At 66.3% G+C, this 15,874-nt stretch carries 12 protein-coding genes and 1 pseudogene; 4 read left to right on the top strand and 9 right to left on the bottom strand.

What is annotated here, in order from left to right; translation table 11 throughout:
* Positions 1-2: 2 nt before the first annotated feature.
* From G3N97_RS12165 to G3N97_RS12145, 5 genes are all read right to left on the bottom strand, one after another.
* Positions 3-1,559 carry an NAD(P)/FAD-dependent oxidoreductase gene (locus G3N97_RS12165; RefSeq protein ID WP_241030542.1) on the bottom strand — a complete coding sequence of 519 codons (1,557 nt, stop codon included), beginning with the start codon at positions 1,557-1,559 and terminating at the stop codon, positions 3-5.
* A gap of 330 nt (positions 1,560-1,889) precedes the next feature.
* Positions 1,890-2,801, bottom strand: coding sequence for a MerR family transcriptional regulator (locus G3N97_RS12160; protein ID WP_205993428.1), 912 nt, complete (start codon positions 2,799-2,801; stop codon positions 1,890-1,892).
* A gap of 129 nt (positions 2,802-2,930) precedes the next feature.
* A complete protein-coding gene (locus G3N97_RS12155) occupies positions 2,931-3,755 on the bottom strand; it encodes an OmpW family protein (RefSeq protein WP_205993452.1) in 825 nt (274 codons plus the stop codon).
* A gap of 196 nt (positions 3,756-3,951) precedes the next feature.
* Positions 3,952-5,226, bottom strand: a complete 1,275-nt coding sequence (locus tag G3N97_RS12150) for a DUF2957 domain-containing protein (RefSeq protein WP_205993427.1) — start codon at positions 5,224-5,226, stop codon at positions 3,952-3,954.
* A gap of 122 nt (positions 5,227-5,348) precedes the next feature.
* Complete coding sequence (locus G3N97_RS12145; RefSeq protein WP_205993426.1) at positions 5,349-6,755, bottom strand: DUF2957 domain-containing protein; 1,407 nt, start codon at positions 6,753-6,755, stop codon at positions 5,349-5,351.
* Positions 6,756-7,601: 846 nt separating this feature from the next.
* Between G3N97_RS12145 and G3N97_RS12140 the strand changes: the two genes are divergently transcribed.
* Complete coding sequence (locus tag G3N97_RS12140; protein WP_205993425.1) at positions 7,602-8,645, top strand: hypothetical protein; 1,044 nt, start codon at positions 7,602-7,604, stop codon at positions 8,643-8,645.
* Positions 8,646-9,281: 636 nt separating this feature from the next.
* Here the strand turns inward: G3N97_RS12140 and G3N97_RS12135 are convergent.
* Both G3N97_RS12135 and G3N97_RS12130 read right to left on the bottom strand, forming a co-directional pair.
* Positions 9,282-11,135, bottom strand: a complete 1,854-nt coding sequence (locus tag G3N97_RS12135) for an ATP-binding cassette domain-containing protein (protein WP_205993424.1) — start codon at positions 11,133-11,135, stop codon at positions 9,282-9,284.
* Between the two features lie 10 nt (positions 11,136-11,145).
* On the bottom strand, positions 11,146-12,030 hold the full coding sequence (locus G3N97_RS12130) for an extracellular solute-binding protein (RefSeq protein ID WP_176079706.1): 885 nt from the start codon (positions 12,028-12,030) through the stop codon (positions 11,146-11,148).
* 205 nt (positions 12,031-12,235) lie between these two features.
* On the opposite strand from G3N97_RS12130, the gene G3N97_RS12125 reads away from it, so the two are divergent.
* Genes G3N97_RS12125 through G3N97_RS12115 form a run of 3 tightly spaced genes read left to right on the top strand, consistent with a single transcriptional unit; the run spans position 12,236 to position 13,908 of the window.
* Positions 12,236-12,664 (top strand): TOBE domain-containing protein, encoded by a 429-nt coding sequence (locus G3N97_RS12125; RefSeq protein ID WP_205993423.1) that lies wholly within the window; start codon positions 12,236-12,238, stop codon positions 12,662-12,664.
* A gap of 21 nt (positions 12,665-12,685) precedes the next feature.
* Positions 12,686-13,366, top strand: a complete 681-nt coding sequence (locus G3N97_RS12120) for a nitrogen fixation protein NifQ (RefSeq protein WP_241030541.1) — start codon at positions 12,686-12,688, stop codon at positions 13,364-13,366.
* A gap of 47 nt (positions 13,367-13,413) precedes the next feature.
* Complete coding sequence (locus G3N97_RS12115) at positions 13,414-13,908, top strand: LysR family transcriptional regulator (protein WP_346778058.1); 495 nt, start codon at positions 13,414-13,416, stop codon at positions 13,906-13,908.
* A gap of 43 nt (positions 13,909-13,951) precedes the next feature.
* Here G3N97_RS12115 and G3N97_RS12110 read toward each other — a convergent pair whose 3' ends face one another.
* On the bottom strand, positions 13,952-15,283 hold the full coding sequence (locus G3N97_RS12110; RefSeq protein ID WP_205993422.1) for a DUF2325 domain-containing protein: 1,332 nt from the start codon (positions 15,281-15,283) through the stop codon (positions 13,952-13,954).
* A 226-nt stretch (positions 15,284-15,509) separates the two neighbouring features.
* A pseudogene (locus tag G3N97_RS12105) lies at positions 15,510-15,874 on the bottom strand (hypothetical protein); the annotation flags it as partial.

The raw sequence follows: 15,874 nt of genomic DNA, 5'->3' as shown, positions 1-15,874 counted from the left end.
GCTCAGGCGGCCTCGGTCGTGTGTGTCGTGCGCGCCGCGACGCTCAACGGTAGTTCGGCATCCTGATGATGGGTTTTGCGGAACACCTGATATTCGCCGATCGAAAAGCTCGCGGTGGCCTGGCGAAAGCGCCACGTGAAGCCCGGCCAGAGCGTGGTGTTCTTGCCGTTGCGCGGATCGAGATACCAGCTCTTGCAGCCGCCCACCGACCAGATCGCGCGATCGAGCTTCTGCTGAATGCGCTCGTTGAAGCGCGCTTCAACGTTCGGGCGCACCTCGATCGAATCGGCGCGGTCCTTCTTCATGGCGTCGAGCGCGCCGAGCACGTACTCGATCTGCGACTCGATCATGAACACCATCGAGTTGTGGCCGAGTCCCGTGTTCGGGCCGACCAGCATGAAGAAGTTCGGATAGCCGGGCAGCGCGGTGCCGAGATACGCGTGCGCGCCGTTGCGCCACGTATCGACGATATCCACGCCGTCGCGGCCGATGATCGCGCCGCGCGGAAACGGATCGGCGACCTGAAAACCGGTGCCGTAGATGATGCAGTCGACTTCGCGATGCCGGCCGTCGGCGGTGATGACGCCGGTGGCGTCGATGCGCGCGATGTCGTTCGTCACCACGTCGACGTTCTCGCGCGTGAGCGCCGGATAGTAGTCGTTCGAGATCAGCACGCGCTTGCAGCCGATCGTGTAGTCGGGCGTGACGGCCGCCCGCAACGCCGGGTCCTTCACGTGATGGCGGATGTGGCGCAGCGCGATCTTCTGCACGTTCTTCATCAGCGAGGGATGGATCGCGAAGCCGAGCACGCGCGATTCGAGCAGCCAGTACAGGCCCGTGCGCATGATCTTCTGCGTGAACGGCAGCGTGCGGAACATCCACTGCTCGAACGGCGAGAGCGCGCGGTCGGGCTTGGGCATGATCCACGGCGGCGTGCGCTGGAACAGGTCGAGCTTCGCCACTTTCGGCGCGATTTGCGGCACGAACTGGATCGCGCTCGCGCCCGTGCCGATCACGGCGACGCGCTTGCCTTCGAGCGCATAGGCGTGGTCCCAGTGCTGCGAGTGGAAGGCCTTGCCCGCGAAACTTTCCACGCCGGGAATCGCGGGCAGCGCGGCGCGCGAAAGACCGCCCATCGCCGAAACCAGCACGCGCGCGCTGATGCGGCGGCCGTTCGCGAAGGCGAGGCGCCAGCAATGCGCGGCGTCGTCCCATTGCGCGCTCTGCAGCTCGTGGTCGAAGTTGAGCCACGGCGAGAGACGGAACTTGTCGACGCAGCGGTTCAGATACGCGCGAATCTCGGGCTGGGGCGCGAACATGCGCGTCCAGCGCGGATTCGGCGCGAACGAAAACGAGTAGACGTGCGATTGCACGTCGCACGCGCAGCCGGGGTAATGGTTGTCGCGCCAGGTGCCGCCCACGGAGCCGGCCTTCTCGAATACGGCGAAATCGGTGTGGCCGCGCTGCAGCAGACGGATCGCCATGCCGAGCCCCGCGAAACCGGTGCCGATGATGGCGACGCCAAGCGGCTCGCCCAAAGACCGGGTGGATGCGTTCATCCGGAGCGTCTCCCTATGGTTCATTTTTAACTGTTACATTGGATGATGTAAATATAGTGCGCGCGGCGAGTTCGCGCAAGGGACTAGAGGGAGCATTCGGGACACAAGGCGCAAGCGCTGCGACGGCGTGCAAACGCCCACCTGGCTTGGGTTTAAGCCCGATCAGGTGCGGCGCTCGCAGGCTGGAGAGCGGGAAAAACCGGAGAGGAAAAAACGGGGTCGAAAACGCGGGAGCGCGTTCGACGCGTTTTCAGGCGTCGCGCGAAAGCTGAAACGCGCGCAATTGCGGCGCGCGTTAGAAGCCGGATCGGCGGCAGATCGGCGGGAAAATCAGCGCTTTTTCAGCGCGGACTTGAGCGAAGGTTTCTTTGCCGTGCGCGACGCGCTTTTACTCGCGGCCGGCGGCGCATCGGCATCGCTATCCGTATCGGCATGGGGATCGGCGCTCGCGCGCTGGCCGAGTTTGGCGTCGAGGATGGTGGCCACGCGGCCGCCCAGATACTCGCTCGACTGCGCTTCGAGCGCGCGCAGGATCTCGTTCTCGACGAACACCGAGGAGAGCGGACGCAGCCGCCAGATCGCCTCGACGAGCCCCGGCATGTCGGTGGCGGGCGGCAGCGCGCCGGCGTCGTAGCGGTCGAGATGGCGCACGACCATTTCCACCAGCACGCGCGCGATGGCGTCGAAATGCGGACGCGCTTTCTCCAGCACGTCGAGCAGGTCGCGCGCGGGAATGCCTTCGCGCACCGTGGCCGCAGCCGCGTCGAGCATGGCCGGATTGCGCGCGACGAACGACAGGCCCTTGCGTTCGAGCAGGCCGAAATCGGCAAGCCGCGTGAGGCTGCTGGGCGCCTGCGGGCCGAACAGCTTGATCAGTTCGGGCAGCGAATAGGTTTTTGGCCGCGCATGCGACCACGGACCGCCGATCGCGTTTTCGAGGCCGAGGATCGAGCGCAGATCGCCGCCATCGTCGATGGCCTTGATGAGGTCCTGGATATTCGAAAGCGTGTAGCCGCGCGCGAGCAGGTGATTGATGAGCTTGAGCCGCGCCACGTGCGAATCGTTGTAAATGCCCACGCGGCCGCGCTTGTCGGGCGGCATGAGCAGATCGCGGTCCTGATAGGCGCGCACGTTGCGCACCGTGGTGCCGGTCACGCGCGCGAGTTCGTCGACGGTGTACTCGCTGTCGTCGGGACGCTCGGGCGCGGAATCGGGAGCGGGAGTCGTGGGCGTTTTCGGCATGCGCCGATTTTAGCGCGAGCCGCCGTGCTCGCGCGAGACGATGTCCGCCGAAATCGTCCTCATGTGCGCCTTATGTTGCTGCAAGTGTGCGCATGCACGCGTAACGCGGCGCGCATGCGTAAGCGCCGGTCAGAACTTGTAAGAGACCGCGAGAAACGAAATGATCGGGTCGGCCTTGAGTTCGGCGCGGCTCACGCCGAGTTCGGTGCCGTCGGCGGCCTTGATGATCACGGACGACGTGGTCTTCAGCGGAATATACGTCAGCGATGCCACCAGCCCGAGATGCTGCGTGATCTGATATTCGGCGCCGAGATTGAACACCGGCTGCCACGACGACGACGCCTTCGCGCTGATCTGCGTCTGCCCCGGCTTGCCCGCGCCCGCCGCGAGCACCGAACCCAGATTGTCCTGGGTCGCCTTCACGAAGTTCGGGTTGAGCTGAATGTCCGAGAACCAGTTGTACGACACGCCGATCCCGACGAACGGCCGGAACTTCGCATCGGCGTCGCGGAAGTAGTACTGAAAGATCACCGCCGGGCTCCACTGCCGCACGCTCTGCACGATCGGATTGGTGGCCGGATCGTCGAGATTCTGGCTGCCGAGCGCGCCCGCCGGTCCCGGCGGCTTGATGGTGCCGTGGCCGTAGAGCTTGAATTTCGGCGGCACGCCAGCCACCGTCGAGACCGCGATGTGATCGGTCAGGAAGTGACTGAAGACGAGGCCCACGGTGTTCGCGTTGTTCGTCGTCAGGCTCGTGCCCGGCGAGGTGAACGAGTTCGGCAGACGCAGCGGCGTGTTGATCGGCGTGGGCGCGACCGTGGTGGTGAGCGGCGTGCTCGATTGCTGGGGCGCGACGTGGAACCAGCCGAGTACGGCCACGTTGTCGCCCGCATGCTGGGCATGCGCAGCCGTGGACATGCCGGCGACCATCGCCGCCAGCGCGAGACGTCTCATCATTGTTGTTCCTCCCTGTTTCTCTCAGGTTCGGGCAAACCTGCCTGCGCGCGGCGGCCGTCTCGTGAACGGCCGGTCCTGCGCGCGCCTTGCGGCCCGTGTGCGCGTTGCCGGCGGCGCGGCGCGCACGGAGAGCGGTTGCCTCATGGGCACGGCATCGTCATGTATCGATCGATGCGCGTGGCGGGCGTGCGGATTACTGCACGAACGCGCCCGCGGTGAAGTACGGCGACGAAGCATTCGTCAGGTCGAGGAAGCCGAACACGCCGCCCGTGAAGATCATCTTGCCGGTCGGCGTGGTGCCGGTCGACGCATTCACGTGCGTGGTGGTCAAGAGACCTGGCACGCTTTCGGTGAAGTTCAGATCGAGCGCGGTGGCCAGCGCCGCCTGCGATGCGTTGAACGGATCGAGCAGCGTGCCCTGCGTGCCCGACAGCGCCAGCGTGCGGTAATCGAACTGGCTGTCCACGCCGATGTACTCGCCGTCCTGCGAACCCTGCGCGACGGCCGTCTGCGGCGCGAGCACCGAGATGCCCGACTCGTCGTCGGCGACCGGACCGGTGGCGCCGCTTTGCGGATCGACGCCGACCTGCGGATACGCCACGCCCGTGCGCACGAGCACCGGCACGAGCTGGTTGCGCAGCTTGCCGACGATCATGAAGCCCTTCGCCGCGTTCTTGCCGGTGACGAGCGTGGGCTTGACCTGCCCCTGGAAGTTGTCGGTTTCGAACGCGCCGCTGCCGTCGCTCGACTGCACGAGGTTCGTGCCCGGCTGCTGGCAGGTGCCGGCGTTCACGCCGCTGTTGTCGCACTCCTGCCACGTGCCGTCGGCGTTGATGGTGATCTTCGCGTCGACGGCGGCGGGCAGGAAGTTCTGCGACGGCACCTGGTGATAGCCGAGCTGGTTATACGTGCCCGCGACGTTGGCGATATTGGTTTCGAGCGTCGAAAAACCGATGAACGGGTAGTACGGGAATTTCGTGTCCGGCACCACGCCGATGCCGCCCGAACCCGCGAACTGGATTTCCGCGCCGGGAATCGTGCCGCCCGCCACGCCGAAGCCGATGAACACGCGCGCCGGACGGCTCGCATCGAGGCTCGCGCCGTTGAGCTGGAATGCGCACTGATTGAGCTTCGCCGTGGGCAGCGCGGTTTCCTGCGTAATCGTGCCCGAGACCACCTGGCCCTTGCGCGTGGGCGTGACCGTGCCGGTGGTGGCCGGAATCGGCGATTCGACGTAGGTGATCTGCCAGGTCTTCTTCGTGGTGTCGAGCTGGAGCTTGACCAGTTCGCCGTCGCCGCCGCCGCCCGTGTAGACCGTGTTGTAGTCGAGCGAGGTCGGGCACAGGGCGGTTTCGACCAGCGGCGGGCTGCCGCTGCCGCCGCCGCCGCAGGCGCTCAGCGTGAGCAGCAGCGGCGCGCCGAGCGCCGAGAGCTTCGCGAGGTGCTTTACGGAATGCTTCAATGTCATACCGCGTCTCCGGAATATTCTTGTTGGCGGGGCGCAGGCTCCCAGTCCTTGCGCCCCTTTCGAGCTTTCTTTCTGCTATTTCGGCATCCTGAGTAAAGGCTTGAGGATGCGCGCCAGCGTTTTTACTGCGGCTGGATCAGTGCGCCCACTCCGAAGTACGGCGTATTGGGCGTGGCGCTGTTCGCCGAAGTCGACGTCACGCCGCCGTTTTCCTCGCCGTTCAGGAAGATGCCGTAGACGCCGCCCACCGCGATCACGTTGCCTGCATTGCCGTTGTTGTCGGTTGCGCCGATCAGGCCCGGATGCGTCTGCGTGTAATCGAGCGTGAAGGTGCTCTGCGTCGTCATCGTCGAGGGCTTGAGGAAGCCGGCGGTCTGACCGTTGATGAGCGTGGCCGTGTAGGCGAAGTTCGAATCGGCGCCGATATAGCTGCCGTCGAAGGCGCCCGAGGCGAGCGTGGTGGCCGGCGCCATCATCGCAATGCCCGATTCGTCGTCCACGTGGGCGTCGGTCAGGTTCTCGTTCACGTAGCCGGTGCGCACGACGATCGGCACGATCGAACTGCCGAGCTTGCCGATGATCAGGTGCGCCGTCGCGCCGTCACGATGGATGATCGCGCCCGACAGCAAGCTGAGGATCGCGTTGCCGATCACGGTCGGCGTTTCGATCTGCGGCGCGTTGGCGCTGTCGAAATAGCTGCCGTTGGTGTCGGCGGTCCACTGGCTCGTGGCCGTCGCGCAGGTCGTGTTGGTCGCGCCGGACGGCACGCTGCAATTGCCGCTCGCATCGTACTGTTCCTGCGTGACTTCGGCCGCGGGCGCGAAGTTGTTCGACGGCAGGATGTGATAGAGCAGCGCGTTATACGAACCCTTCAGGTCGGCGATATTGGTGCTGACCGACGAGAAGCCGATGAACGGGTAGAAGTCGAACGTGCGCGATTGGACCGAGGGGAACAGCAGGGAGGCGAGCGTGTCGCCGCTGAAGCTCACCGTGGCGCCCGGCACGCCGCCGCCCGCCACGCCGAAGCCGACGTAAATCGTGGGCGGATTGCTCGCGTTGTAGCTGGTCGTGTAGGCGGTGCCGTTGAGCGTGCCCGTGCCCTGCTGAAGCTGGAACGCGCAGGCGATCTGCGCGGCCGTGGGCAGCGCGCCGGTGGCCGGATGCTGGACCGCGCCAGTGATGGTCAGGCCCGTGCGGGTGTTGGCCACCTGGCCGGTCGCGGACGCGGGAATCGGCGACGCGAGGAAGGTGAGCGAATACGTCATCTTCGTCGGATCGATGTTCAGGCTCACGACCTCGCCGCTGCCGGTGCCGCCGAGATAGGTGTTCTTCGCGATGTCGGCATCGGCGGGGCAGAGCGCCGTGGCGGCAGGCTGGCTCGTGGGCGCGCCCTGGTTCGTGCAGGTCGAGCCCGAACATTGCGCCGGCGTGATCGGCGCGGGGTCGCTGGCGTTGCCTCCACCACAAGCGACGAGTAACGGCGTTGCGGCTGCGGCCAGCGCGACGCAGCGGACAATGCTCTCCAACATGTGTCTGCCTCCCTGTCTCGTAATAATTTGTGCGGTGAAGATTGGATCATGACATTGACCGCTGTCAATTGAACGAATCACTCTAAAAGCCGCCATCAGGGCGCTTCCGCTTGCTCCGTCTCGACCGGGGCGGACGCAACGCGGGTTTGTCCTGATGTGTGTTTGAGACGCGCCGGCGCCGCAGAGCAAAGCGTATTCCCGGCAAAAGCGCCGGGCCGAAGCAGCGATTCGGGCGGGGCAACGGTGTGCTAACGCGGATCACGGACGCCTGGATGTCCGCGCAAGGATGTGCGCAATGAATCATCGAACGGTTCGCGCATTGATTTGTGCATTGATTCGCGCATTGATTCGACATGCCAGGGATTCGATAGCGCGTTCTCGGAGCGAAGACACGACTATCCGCGAATCCGAAGGTGAGGGAATACGGGAAACGTTTGCGCGCGACAGGATGCCCATGGTGAGGACATTCGGGAGCCGGACCTGGGGAGTGCCAGGAAACGTGAAGATCAACGAGTCACCGAACTCACCCATTCAGCCGAAACCCAATCGAACCATCCGCAAACCGTAAAGGTGAGTGTTTGCGGGAGCTATTCTTCACTGGCTCGACGCGAAATTGCGTTTTGTAGCTTGATGTCGTCAAGTTGCTTCGCGGATTTTTTAACATCAAGTGTCTGGGTGAAAATTCAAAGGTGAGCGTTTTCGGGAGTGGAGACTTGCGTTGCGCACACGCTTCGCTGCCGGCCTTTCATGGAGCGCGAGGCCCGACGCGGTATAGTCGCGACGATGCGCGCCGGCCAGGCGGCACCTCGAAACCACCGGCCGGCGCGGCGCTACGGGAGCCGTCTCATGGGTTTTTTCGATCGACTGTGGCCGCGCAAGCCCGCGCGGCCCGACCCGCAAACCGAACAGACACGCGCGCTCGCGGACCGTCTGACCGAGCTGAGCCCGCCGCTCAAGCTCGCACGCGACTGGCGCGCGCGACTGGCGCCCGCGCTCGCGCAATCGCTGACCTATGTGAGCGACGTGGTGCGGACCCTGCCGCCCGCGCATGAAGCGAGCGCCGCGAACTGGCTCGCCGATCCCTATATCCACGCGTTTTTCGCCGCGCCCGACGAGATCGCGCACGTGCTGAGCCGCTCGGCCGAACTGCATGCGTGGTTCGAGAGCCATCCGTTCGCCAACGAAACCTACGCCGTGCTGGGCATGGCGATGAGCGAGCGGCGCTCGTTCGGCGTCGCGCAACACGGCGATCAGGTGCACGCGGACGTCGCCCAGACGACCTTGAGCTTCGACGACCATCAGGTGCGCGTCTGCGGCGAGACCGAAGCCGATCTGCGCGCGCTGATCGTGCAGCGCGTGGTCGAGCAGATCGCGCTCGAAGGACTCGCGCAGATCGGCGCCGACGAAACCCGCCGCGATGCGCTCGAACAGGAGCGCGCGCTGTTGCGCACGCGCCTGCAATTGCTCACGCACCACGGCGCGGGCACGCATCGCATGGTCGGCGAACAGGCGGTCGCGGACGCTGCGGAGCTTGCGCGGCTGGAGGCGCTGATCGTCGCGAACGAGCAGGCGCTGGCGGCGCTGGGACTCAAAACCGACGCGCTGGAGCACCAGTTGAGCGTGATCTGCGAAGTGCTCGCGCATCCGGCGCAGCACGCGAACGTCGAGATGCGGCAACTGCGGTTGAGCCCGATGAACGTGCTGCTTGATCCGGGCGCGGCCGAGGCGGGCGGTGTCAGCGGCGCGCCGGGCGCGCAGATCGTCGTGCCGCTCGCGCATATTCCGGCGAGTCCGGCGGGGCTGCGCGCGTTCTCGCTGGTGCGTTTCGCGCGCAAGGATCTGCAGCCGCTGCCACGCGTGCTCGACGAGGACAGCCGCTTCGTGATTTGAAGGCCGCGCGAGAAAGGTGAGGGTTTTCGGGAGTGAGGGGAATCGTTACGCAGTCCAACGTGGATGGCGTCAGGTGATGTTGCGTGTGAATGTGGTGCTCACCTTGCGTCGCCCGAGACGGCAGGAAATGACTCGTTTAGCACCTGAAACAAGGCACAAAATTTCCTGGGACTCCCAGGTCAAGCGATTCGAAGCGATGCGGTCCGTTCATCCGACGCGCGCACGCACGCTGATCGATCAAGGTGAGGATTTACGGGAGTCGCGCGCCGAGTCGAGATTCAGGTGTGCTTGGTGAGGTAAGCGAGCTGCTCGTTCATCACCGCACGTGCTAGCGGATTCGACCGTCGCTTCCATAGGCAAAAGGCGCGGAAACACGCATTTTCCAGCGTGTTTCGCGAGATTTTCCTGGTAGTCCCAGGTTAAGCGATGCGAATTTTCCTGATGTCGATGGACGTGTCTGGCGAACTGCATCACGATCCCTATTGCGCATGAACGCCGTTAAGGTGAGCCTTTTCAGGACCCTCATTCCTAACCGCATTTCAGCGGCGTCCAAAAAGAAAAAGCCCTGAAAACAGGGCCTTTTATATCAGTCGACAAAACAGATCACATCCAGCACAACGCCAAAGGTGAGCCTTTTCAGGACCCATCGACAGCCCACACCGAAACCCCCGTCTCGTCGATATCGAAACGCAGCGTCTGCGCCTGTGCCGCATCCGGCGCGTCGTCGGCGGCGATGTCGAACGTCTCGCCGCCCAGTTCGACTGTCACATAGCGATCCCCGTGACGCAGCGACGTCCCCGCAACGCGTCCTTCGTAACGGCCATCGGACGCGGCGCGCAGCGCACGTGACGACACGCGCCACATCGCGCGCGTGCCCGCTGTGAGCGGCGCATCTGCGCTGTCCCGGAAACGCAACCGCAGCCCCGAAGTCGTTTCGATCTCGCCCGACGCCCGCACGATCCCTTCGCCGATGTTGTGCAGTCCGAGCAGTTCGGCCACGCGCACGCTGGCGGGCCGCGCGAACACCGCGTCCACGGCGCCCGCCTGAAGCGCGCGGCCGTGTTCGATCACGAGGACTTCGTCGGCGAGCAGGGCGGCTTCGTCGGGATCGTGCGTGACGATCACCGTGACCGCGCCGATCTCGCGTTGCAGCGCGCGCAGCGACTGCTGCAAGCGGCGGCGGCGCGGCGTGTCGAGCGCCGCGAACGGCTCGTCGAACAGCAGCAGCTGACTGTGCCGCGTGAGCGCGCGCGCGAGCGCGACGCGCTGACGCTGGCCGAAGGAAAGCTGACGCGGCAGACGCTGCGTGAGCGCGTCGAGGCCCAGATGCGCGAGCCAGTAACGCGCGCTGGCGGCGTCGGCGTCGACGGGAAACGCGAGTTGCTGCGCCACCGTCATGTGGGGAAAGAGGCCGTAGTCCTGCGGCATGTAGCCGATCTGACGACGCTCCGGCGGCAGCGCGCCGAGGTCGGTCGCGCCGAGCGTGACCGACCCGGCGTCGTTCGGCTCCAGCCCCGCGACGATGCGCAGCGCGAGCGACTTGCCCGATCCCGACGGCCCGATGATCGCGAGCCGCCGCGTGTGCGGCTGCCAGGCGACGTCGAGCGTGAACGCGCCCAGCTTGCGTTGCGCGGCGAAAGCGAGCCGCAGGCCGGCGGGTTCGGGCGCGGCGGCGGGCGTGATGGCGGTGAGTTCGTCGCCGTTGTCGGTGCTCACCGCCAGCGTGGCGCGCGCGCCGCGCGTGTAGACCGACAGCACCGCGCAGACGATCGCGATGCCGAGCGTGGGCAGCAGCAGCGGCATCATCGCGGGCAGGCCCTGACCGCCGAACACCACATAGGTATAGACGGGCAACGAATACGGGTGATACGCGACCATCACGGTCGCGCCGAATTCGCCGAACGCGCGCAGCCACGCGAGCGCGAGCCCCGCGCGGATGGCGGGCCACGCAATCGGCAGCGTGACGCGGAAGAAACGGCTGGCGGCGTGATGGCCGAGCGTGGCCGCGACGTCGTCGAAAACGGGATCGACGGCCGCGAACGCGGAGCGCGCGGCGACGATCAGAAAGGGCGCGGCCACGAAGGTTTCCGCGAGCACGATGCCCGTGAACGAATCGGTGAGCGTGCCGTTGAACAACTGGCCGATGCCGCTATACGGACCGATCAGGAACAGCAGCAGCACGCCGCTCGTGAGCGGCGGCAACGCGAGCGGCAACTGCACGACGAAGCCGAGCAGCGCCACACCGCGCGCATGCGAACGCGCGAGCCAGTAACCGAGCGGCACGCCGCCCACGAGAATCACCAGCGAGGCGACGCTCGCACTCGCGGCCGAGACGGCGACCGCCGACCAGGTCTGATGCCAGTCGACGCCGGCCCAGTCGGCCTGGCCGATCTGCGGAATGCTGGCGAGAAACGGCGCGCACAGATACACCGCGAGCAGCGCGCCGAGCCACCAGAGCGGCCTCGCGGCGCGCTGCACGGGTTGAGTCATGACTGCGCGATCACTGCTGCGCGGCGTCGATCACAGCTTGCACCGACGGCGGAATCGCCTGACCGTTGCCGTTCACGCTCGGCTTCGTCACGTCGACGCCATGTTCGGCGAGCAGCTTGCGGCCTTCCGCCGACAGCAGGAAGTTGACGAAGCGCGCGGCGCCCGCGTTGTTCGGGGCGTCGTTGAGGATCGTGAGCGTGTAGTTCGCCTTGATCTTCAGTTCGGGCGCCGGGTGGATCGACGGAATCTTCAGGTCGGACGTTTCGGTGGAGTAGAAGAAGCCCGCGTCGAGCTGACCCGATTGCAGACGGCCCACGAGCGTTTCTTCCGGCAGCACCTGCGCGGGATTTTCCGGCGCGCCCAGCGTCTTCTCGACGAGGTCCGGCTGGTTATACGCCTGCGCGGCCTTCGTCATGAGTTCGACGGTGAAGGCGCCCTTCGGGTCGAGCTTCGGATCGGTGCGACCCAGACGGATGCCGTCCTGCTGCAGCACGTCGCTCCACTTCTTCGTCTTGAAGTCGTTGGCGAAACGGCTCTTCGGGTTATAGCCGATCAGCAGCGGCGATTCGGCGAAATTCACGTACCACGAAACGTGATTGCCATTCGCTTCGCCCATCAGGCTCGCGTTGACCTTGGGGCTCGCGCTGATGAACACGTCGCCGCGACGCAGCTTGCCCTTGATCTCATTGGCGATCTTGTTCGAACCGGCGGCGTAGCCCTTGAAATGCAGGCCGGTTTCCTTTTCGAACGCGGGACCGACGCTCTTCTCCATCAGGTTCACGAGCGAGCCTGCATAGAGCACGTTCACGTCGTTGTCATCGGCGGCGAATGCGCTCGAACTTGCGGCGAGCACGCCCGACATCATCACGACCGATGCGATCAGCTTGCGGATCATCTGTTCTACCCCGTTCCGTTATAAAGGTCCCTATATTACGACAGGAGTGCTGCGTTTATATACCTGGCCGAACGGCCAATTTTTAGTATTACCCCTGTGCGCGCGGCATCGGGACGACTACACTGGGCTCCTTCATTTCCCCCTTTACATCGCACGCGCGGTTGACCGCAGCAAACACCGCGCGCGTATTTACATGGAGACCATCATGCGTACGAGCGCCCGCAATCACTTCACCGGTCAGATCGCCGCCGTCAAGCCCGGCGCCGTCAACGACGAGATCACGCTGCGCGCCGACGGCGGTCTGGAGATCGTCGCGATCATCACGCACGGCAGCGCGGCGTCGCTGGGTCTCGCGGCGGGCAAGAGCGCGTTCGCGCTCGTGAAGGCCTCGTCGGTGATCGTGATGGTCGACGGCGACCCGAGCAAGGTGTCCACGCGCAACGTGATCGCGGGCAGCGTGGCGTCGGTCACGAAGGGCGCGGTGAACGCCGAAGTCGTGATCGCGGCGCCGGGCGGCGCGCAGATCGCGGCCATCGTCACGAACGAGAGCGTCGACCGCCTCGGTCTCGCGGCGGGCAAGGCGGCGTCGGCGCTGTTCAAGGCGTCGAGCGTGATCGTCGGCGTGGACGACTGAACGCAGCGGTTTCACCTCAGCATGACGCAGCGCGAAACGGGCGATCCGGCGCACCCCCGGCCCGCGGATCAACCCGCGGATCAAGCGGGTGATCAAGCGGCGAACGCAGCGCCGGATGTCGAGCGCCTGGCCGCCGCGTGCCGCGACCGTTTGACGGGCATGCCCGGCGGCGCGCCCACGGCGGACGCGTGGCTGTTCGCGCGACTGGTGGCGGCGCGCGCGGTGCGCGGCGAATGCGCGCTGCTCGGTTTATCGGCGTCCGAATTCGCCGATCTCGCGATGCGGCATTTCGTGGCGGGATCGCTCGATAGCGCGCCTGATGCGCTGCGGCCGATCCTCGCGAACGTCACGATTACCGACGACACGCATGCGTCGTTCGTCGCCGCGATGCGCGACTTTCTGCTCGGCCTGGCCGCGCCCGATGTCGATGGCGCGGACGCACGCTGCCTCGCCGCGATACTCGCACATGCGTGTCTGCGTCCCGACCACCTGTGGCGCGATCTCGGCCTGAGCGGGCGCGACGACGTCACGCAGATGCTCACGCGTTTTTTCCCCGCCGTGGTCGCGCGCAATACCGAAGGCCTGCGCTGGAAAAAGCTGCTGGCGCGCGAACTCGCGCTGGCCACCGGCGGCGTGCCGGGACCCGCGCCGGGCTGTCCCGGCTGCGAGGACTTCGGCTTCTGTTTCGGCCACGCGCGCTAGCCATTCGGCGAGGCTCGCGCGCGAGGCCATCGTGTATGCTTGCGCGCATGACCAGACCCGCAAAAGACCGCGAGCAGACGGGCGCTTCGCCCCTTGCCCAACCGAACGTGACAGCGACCGTGAAGACGAGCGAAACAGCGAAAGCGAAGCCGCAAACCCCAGCCGAAACGCCCGCAGCCGAAAGCGGCGTGCGCCGCGAGCCGCGCGTGCGTTTTCGTATGCGCGTGATGCAGGAAGACACCATCGCGCTGGGGCCGGGCAAGGTGCAATTGCTCGAAGCGGTGCGCGAGCATGGTTCGATCTCGGCGGCGGCGCGCAGCCTGAACATGTCGTACCGGCGCGCGTGGCTGCTCATGGACGAACTCAACCGCGCGCTCGAATCGCCGGCCACGGTGTCGGAGCATGGCGGCCAGAGCGGCGGCGGCAGCATGCTCACGCCCGTCGGCGAGGAAATCATCCGCCTTTATCGCGGCATCGAGGAGCGCGCGGCGGCTGCCTGCGCGCCCGAAATCGCCGCGCTCAAGAAGCTCGTGAAGGGCTGAGTGCGGGGCTGAGCGCGCCGTTGCGGCGCGTCAGCGAGACGCCTCAACCGTGCCGCAGACAGAAGCGCGAAAGCGGCACCGCGGTGAGCGTCGGCACCGTGTTCGTATGCAGGCGCGTCATGAGTTCGACGAAGCTCGCGAGACTCGCCGTGCGCAGCGGGTGATAGCTCACCTGATGCCGTTCGCACACGCGCTTGAGCGTGTTCATCGAATCGTGGTCGATGCAGTCGACGGGAAACACCGCGAGATCCGCGCCCGCGAGCGCCGCCGCGAGCAAACCCTTGCGGTCCTCGATGCCGCCGTCGTGCACCGTCAATTCGCCGCCCGCCGCGGCGACCCAGCGCCGCAGCGCGTGATTCGATCCCGGCCGTCCGCCCACATAAACAATGCGCCGGTTCTTGAGCGCGTCGCGCGGCAGGGCGCGGGTTGCGCCGTCGTCGTCGGGTTGAGCGGCGTCTTCGAGCGCCTGCGCTTCCGCGCGCAGCGTATCGATCAGCGCGAGCGCGTCGTCCAGTTGCGTGCGTAGCGCGTGCAGCGCGATTTCATCGGCGTTGGCGCGCTGTTCGGCGGCTTCGCGGCGGCTCGTTTCGAGCGCAAGGCGCGCGTCGCGCGCGGCCAGCGCGTCCTGCAACGCGGCGTTCTGCGCGTGCAGCGCGGAGGTATCGCGGTCCACGCGCTGAGCGGCCGCACGCGAGGCCTGCTCGGCGAGCGCATCGCGTGCGGCGTCGCGCTCGCGGCTCATCTCGTGCAGACGTGCCTGCTGGCGTTCGATCTTCGCGTGCAGCTCGGCGTTGTCCTCTTCGAGCGCGACGAGGCGGCGCAGATCCGCGCGATTCGCCGCGCCCACCAGATGCGACAGCATGTGCAATTCGCCGAACGCGGCCTGACGCACCTCCATCGTCGTGGCCGGATGGCTCATCAGCGCCCAGTAGGCGGGCGGAATGTCGCCATTGGCGCGCGCCTCATTCCAGAGCGCGAGCACCGCGTCGGCGTCGCGCGCGCCGGCAAAGCGCCGCAGCGCGCCCGCATAGCGCGTGTCGAGCGCCTTTTGCAGCGCCTTGCCGCCCGCGCCGCCCTGGATCGCCAGTTCGACCGCCGTGTGATGAATCTCCAGATCGCTCGCGTGGCGCGCGTCGAGCGGCGCGAACTTCGGCACGAGCTTGCGCAGTTCATGCGTCGAAAGACAGGTGCCGATGATCGAGCAGTGCAGATGCGCGTCGAGTTCGGCGAGACGCGTGCGGCGGCGCGAACGGTCGAGTTCGTCCTGCGAAGGGCCGCAGCAGTCGGCGGCAGGGGCGAAGGCGCGCAGATGCGGCGCCTCGTCCGGCGTCGCGGTGCCCGGCGTGCGGGCGAGGCGAAACGGCGGTGCGTGCATGGTGACCTCTGTCCGGTTAGGAACGCGCGACGGCATGGCGCGTGGCGCGGCGTCCGTGTTCGCTCAGGGTGCTGTCAAGGTGACTTCGGTTTCACTTCGGACGCCGCTGCGCACCGTCAGCGCAATATATCACGGAATATAGCGGGGTCCGTCCGGTCATCGGGACCGTGGCGGAGCCTGCTTTTCCGCCTGCGTTGCGTGCCGCAGCGGCGTATTTCGGTGATCTTCAGGCCGCGTCGCGGTGTTCGGCGGCGTCGGCGCTGCTGTCAGGATTGGCGAGCTTCGGGGCGCGTCGCGTCGTGGCGGTCGCGCGCATGACCCGGGGCGCGGGCGTCGCGCCGGCCGATCCGTCGGCGAGTTGCGCATGGCGCGCCATCACGTGCTCGACGCACAACGCGACGAGGGCCGTATCGATATGCTCCAGTTCGGCGGCGGTCGCGCGCATCGCCTCGGTGTCGAGGCAGAAGGCGTCGGAGAACATGGCGTCGCGAGTCTTGTCGAGACGGCGCGCGTCGCGGATCGCGCGTTTGAGTTCGCGCTGACGCGCAAACCCCGCGAGTTCGGCGCGGCGCGCCAGCGAGGTCAGCAGCA

The sequence above is a fragment of the Paraburkholderia sp. Ac-20347 genome, assembly GCF_017104805.1.
Taxonomy (GTDB): Bacteria; Pseudomonadota; Gammaproteobacteria; order Burkholderiales; family Burkholderiaceae; genus Paraburkholderia; species Paraburkholderia tropica.
The sequence above is the reverse complement of the archived record's forward strand: the minus strand, read 5'-3'. Positions and strand labels throughout refer to the sequence as shown.

What these genes read in the sequence shown, in the direction of transcription:
- G3N97_RS12165 (WP_241030542.1), bottom strand. Translation starts at nt 1,559, where the DNA reads ATGAACGCATCCACCCGGTCTTTGGGCGAGCCGCTTGGCGTCGCCATC.
- G3N97_RS12160 (WP_205993428.1), bottom strand. Translation starts at nt 2,801, where the DNA reads ATGCCGAAAACGCCCACGACTCCCGCTCCCGATTCCGCGCCCGAGCGT.
- G3N97_RS12155 (WP_205993452.1), bottom strand. Translation starts at nt 3,755, where the DNA reads ATGAGACGTCTCGCGCTGGCGGCGATGGTCGCCGGCATGTCCACGGCT.
- G3N97_RS12150 (WP_205993427.1), bottom strand. Translation starts at nt 5,226, where the DNA reads ATGACATTGAAGCATTCCGTAAAGCACCTCGCGAAGCTCTCGGCGCTC.
- G3N97_RS12145 (WP_205993426.1), bottom strand. Translation starts at nt 6,755, where the DNA reads ATGTTGGAGAGCATTGTCCGCTGCGTCGCGCTGGCCGCAGCCGCAACG.
- G3N97_RS12140 (WP_205993425.1), top strand. Translation starts at nt 7,602, where the DNA reads ATGGGTTTTTTCGATCGACTGTGGCCGCGCAAGCCCGCGCGGCCCGAC.
- G3N97_RS12135 (WP_205993424.1), bottom strand. Translation starts at nt 11,135, where the DNA reads ATGACTCAACCCGTGCAGCGCGCCGCGAGGCCGCTCTGGTGGCTCGGC.
- G3N97_RS12130 (WP_176079706.1), bottom strand. Translation starts at nt 12,030, where the DNA reads ATGATCCGCAAGCTGATCGCATCGGTCGTGATGATGTCGGGCGTGCTC.
- G3N97_RS12125 (WP_205993423.1), top strand. Translation starts at nt 12,236, where the DNA reads ATGCGTACGAGCGCCCGCAATCACTTCACCGGTCAGATCGCCGCCGTC.
- G3N97_RS12120 (WP_241030541.1), top strand. Translation starts at nt 12,686, where the DNA reads ATGACGCAGCGCGAAACGGGCGATCCGGCGCACCCCCGGCCCGCGGAT.
- G3N97_RS12115 (WP_346778058.1), top strand. Translation starts at nt 13,414, where the DNA reads ATGACCAGACCCGCAAAAGACCGCGAGCAGACGGGCGCTTCGCCCCTT.
- G3N97_RS12110 (WP_205993422.1), bottom strand. Translation starts at nt 15,283, where the DNA reads ATGCACGCACCGCCGTTTCGCCTCGCCCGCACGCCGGGCACCGCGACG.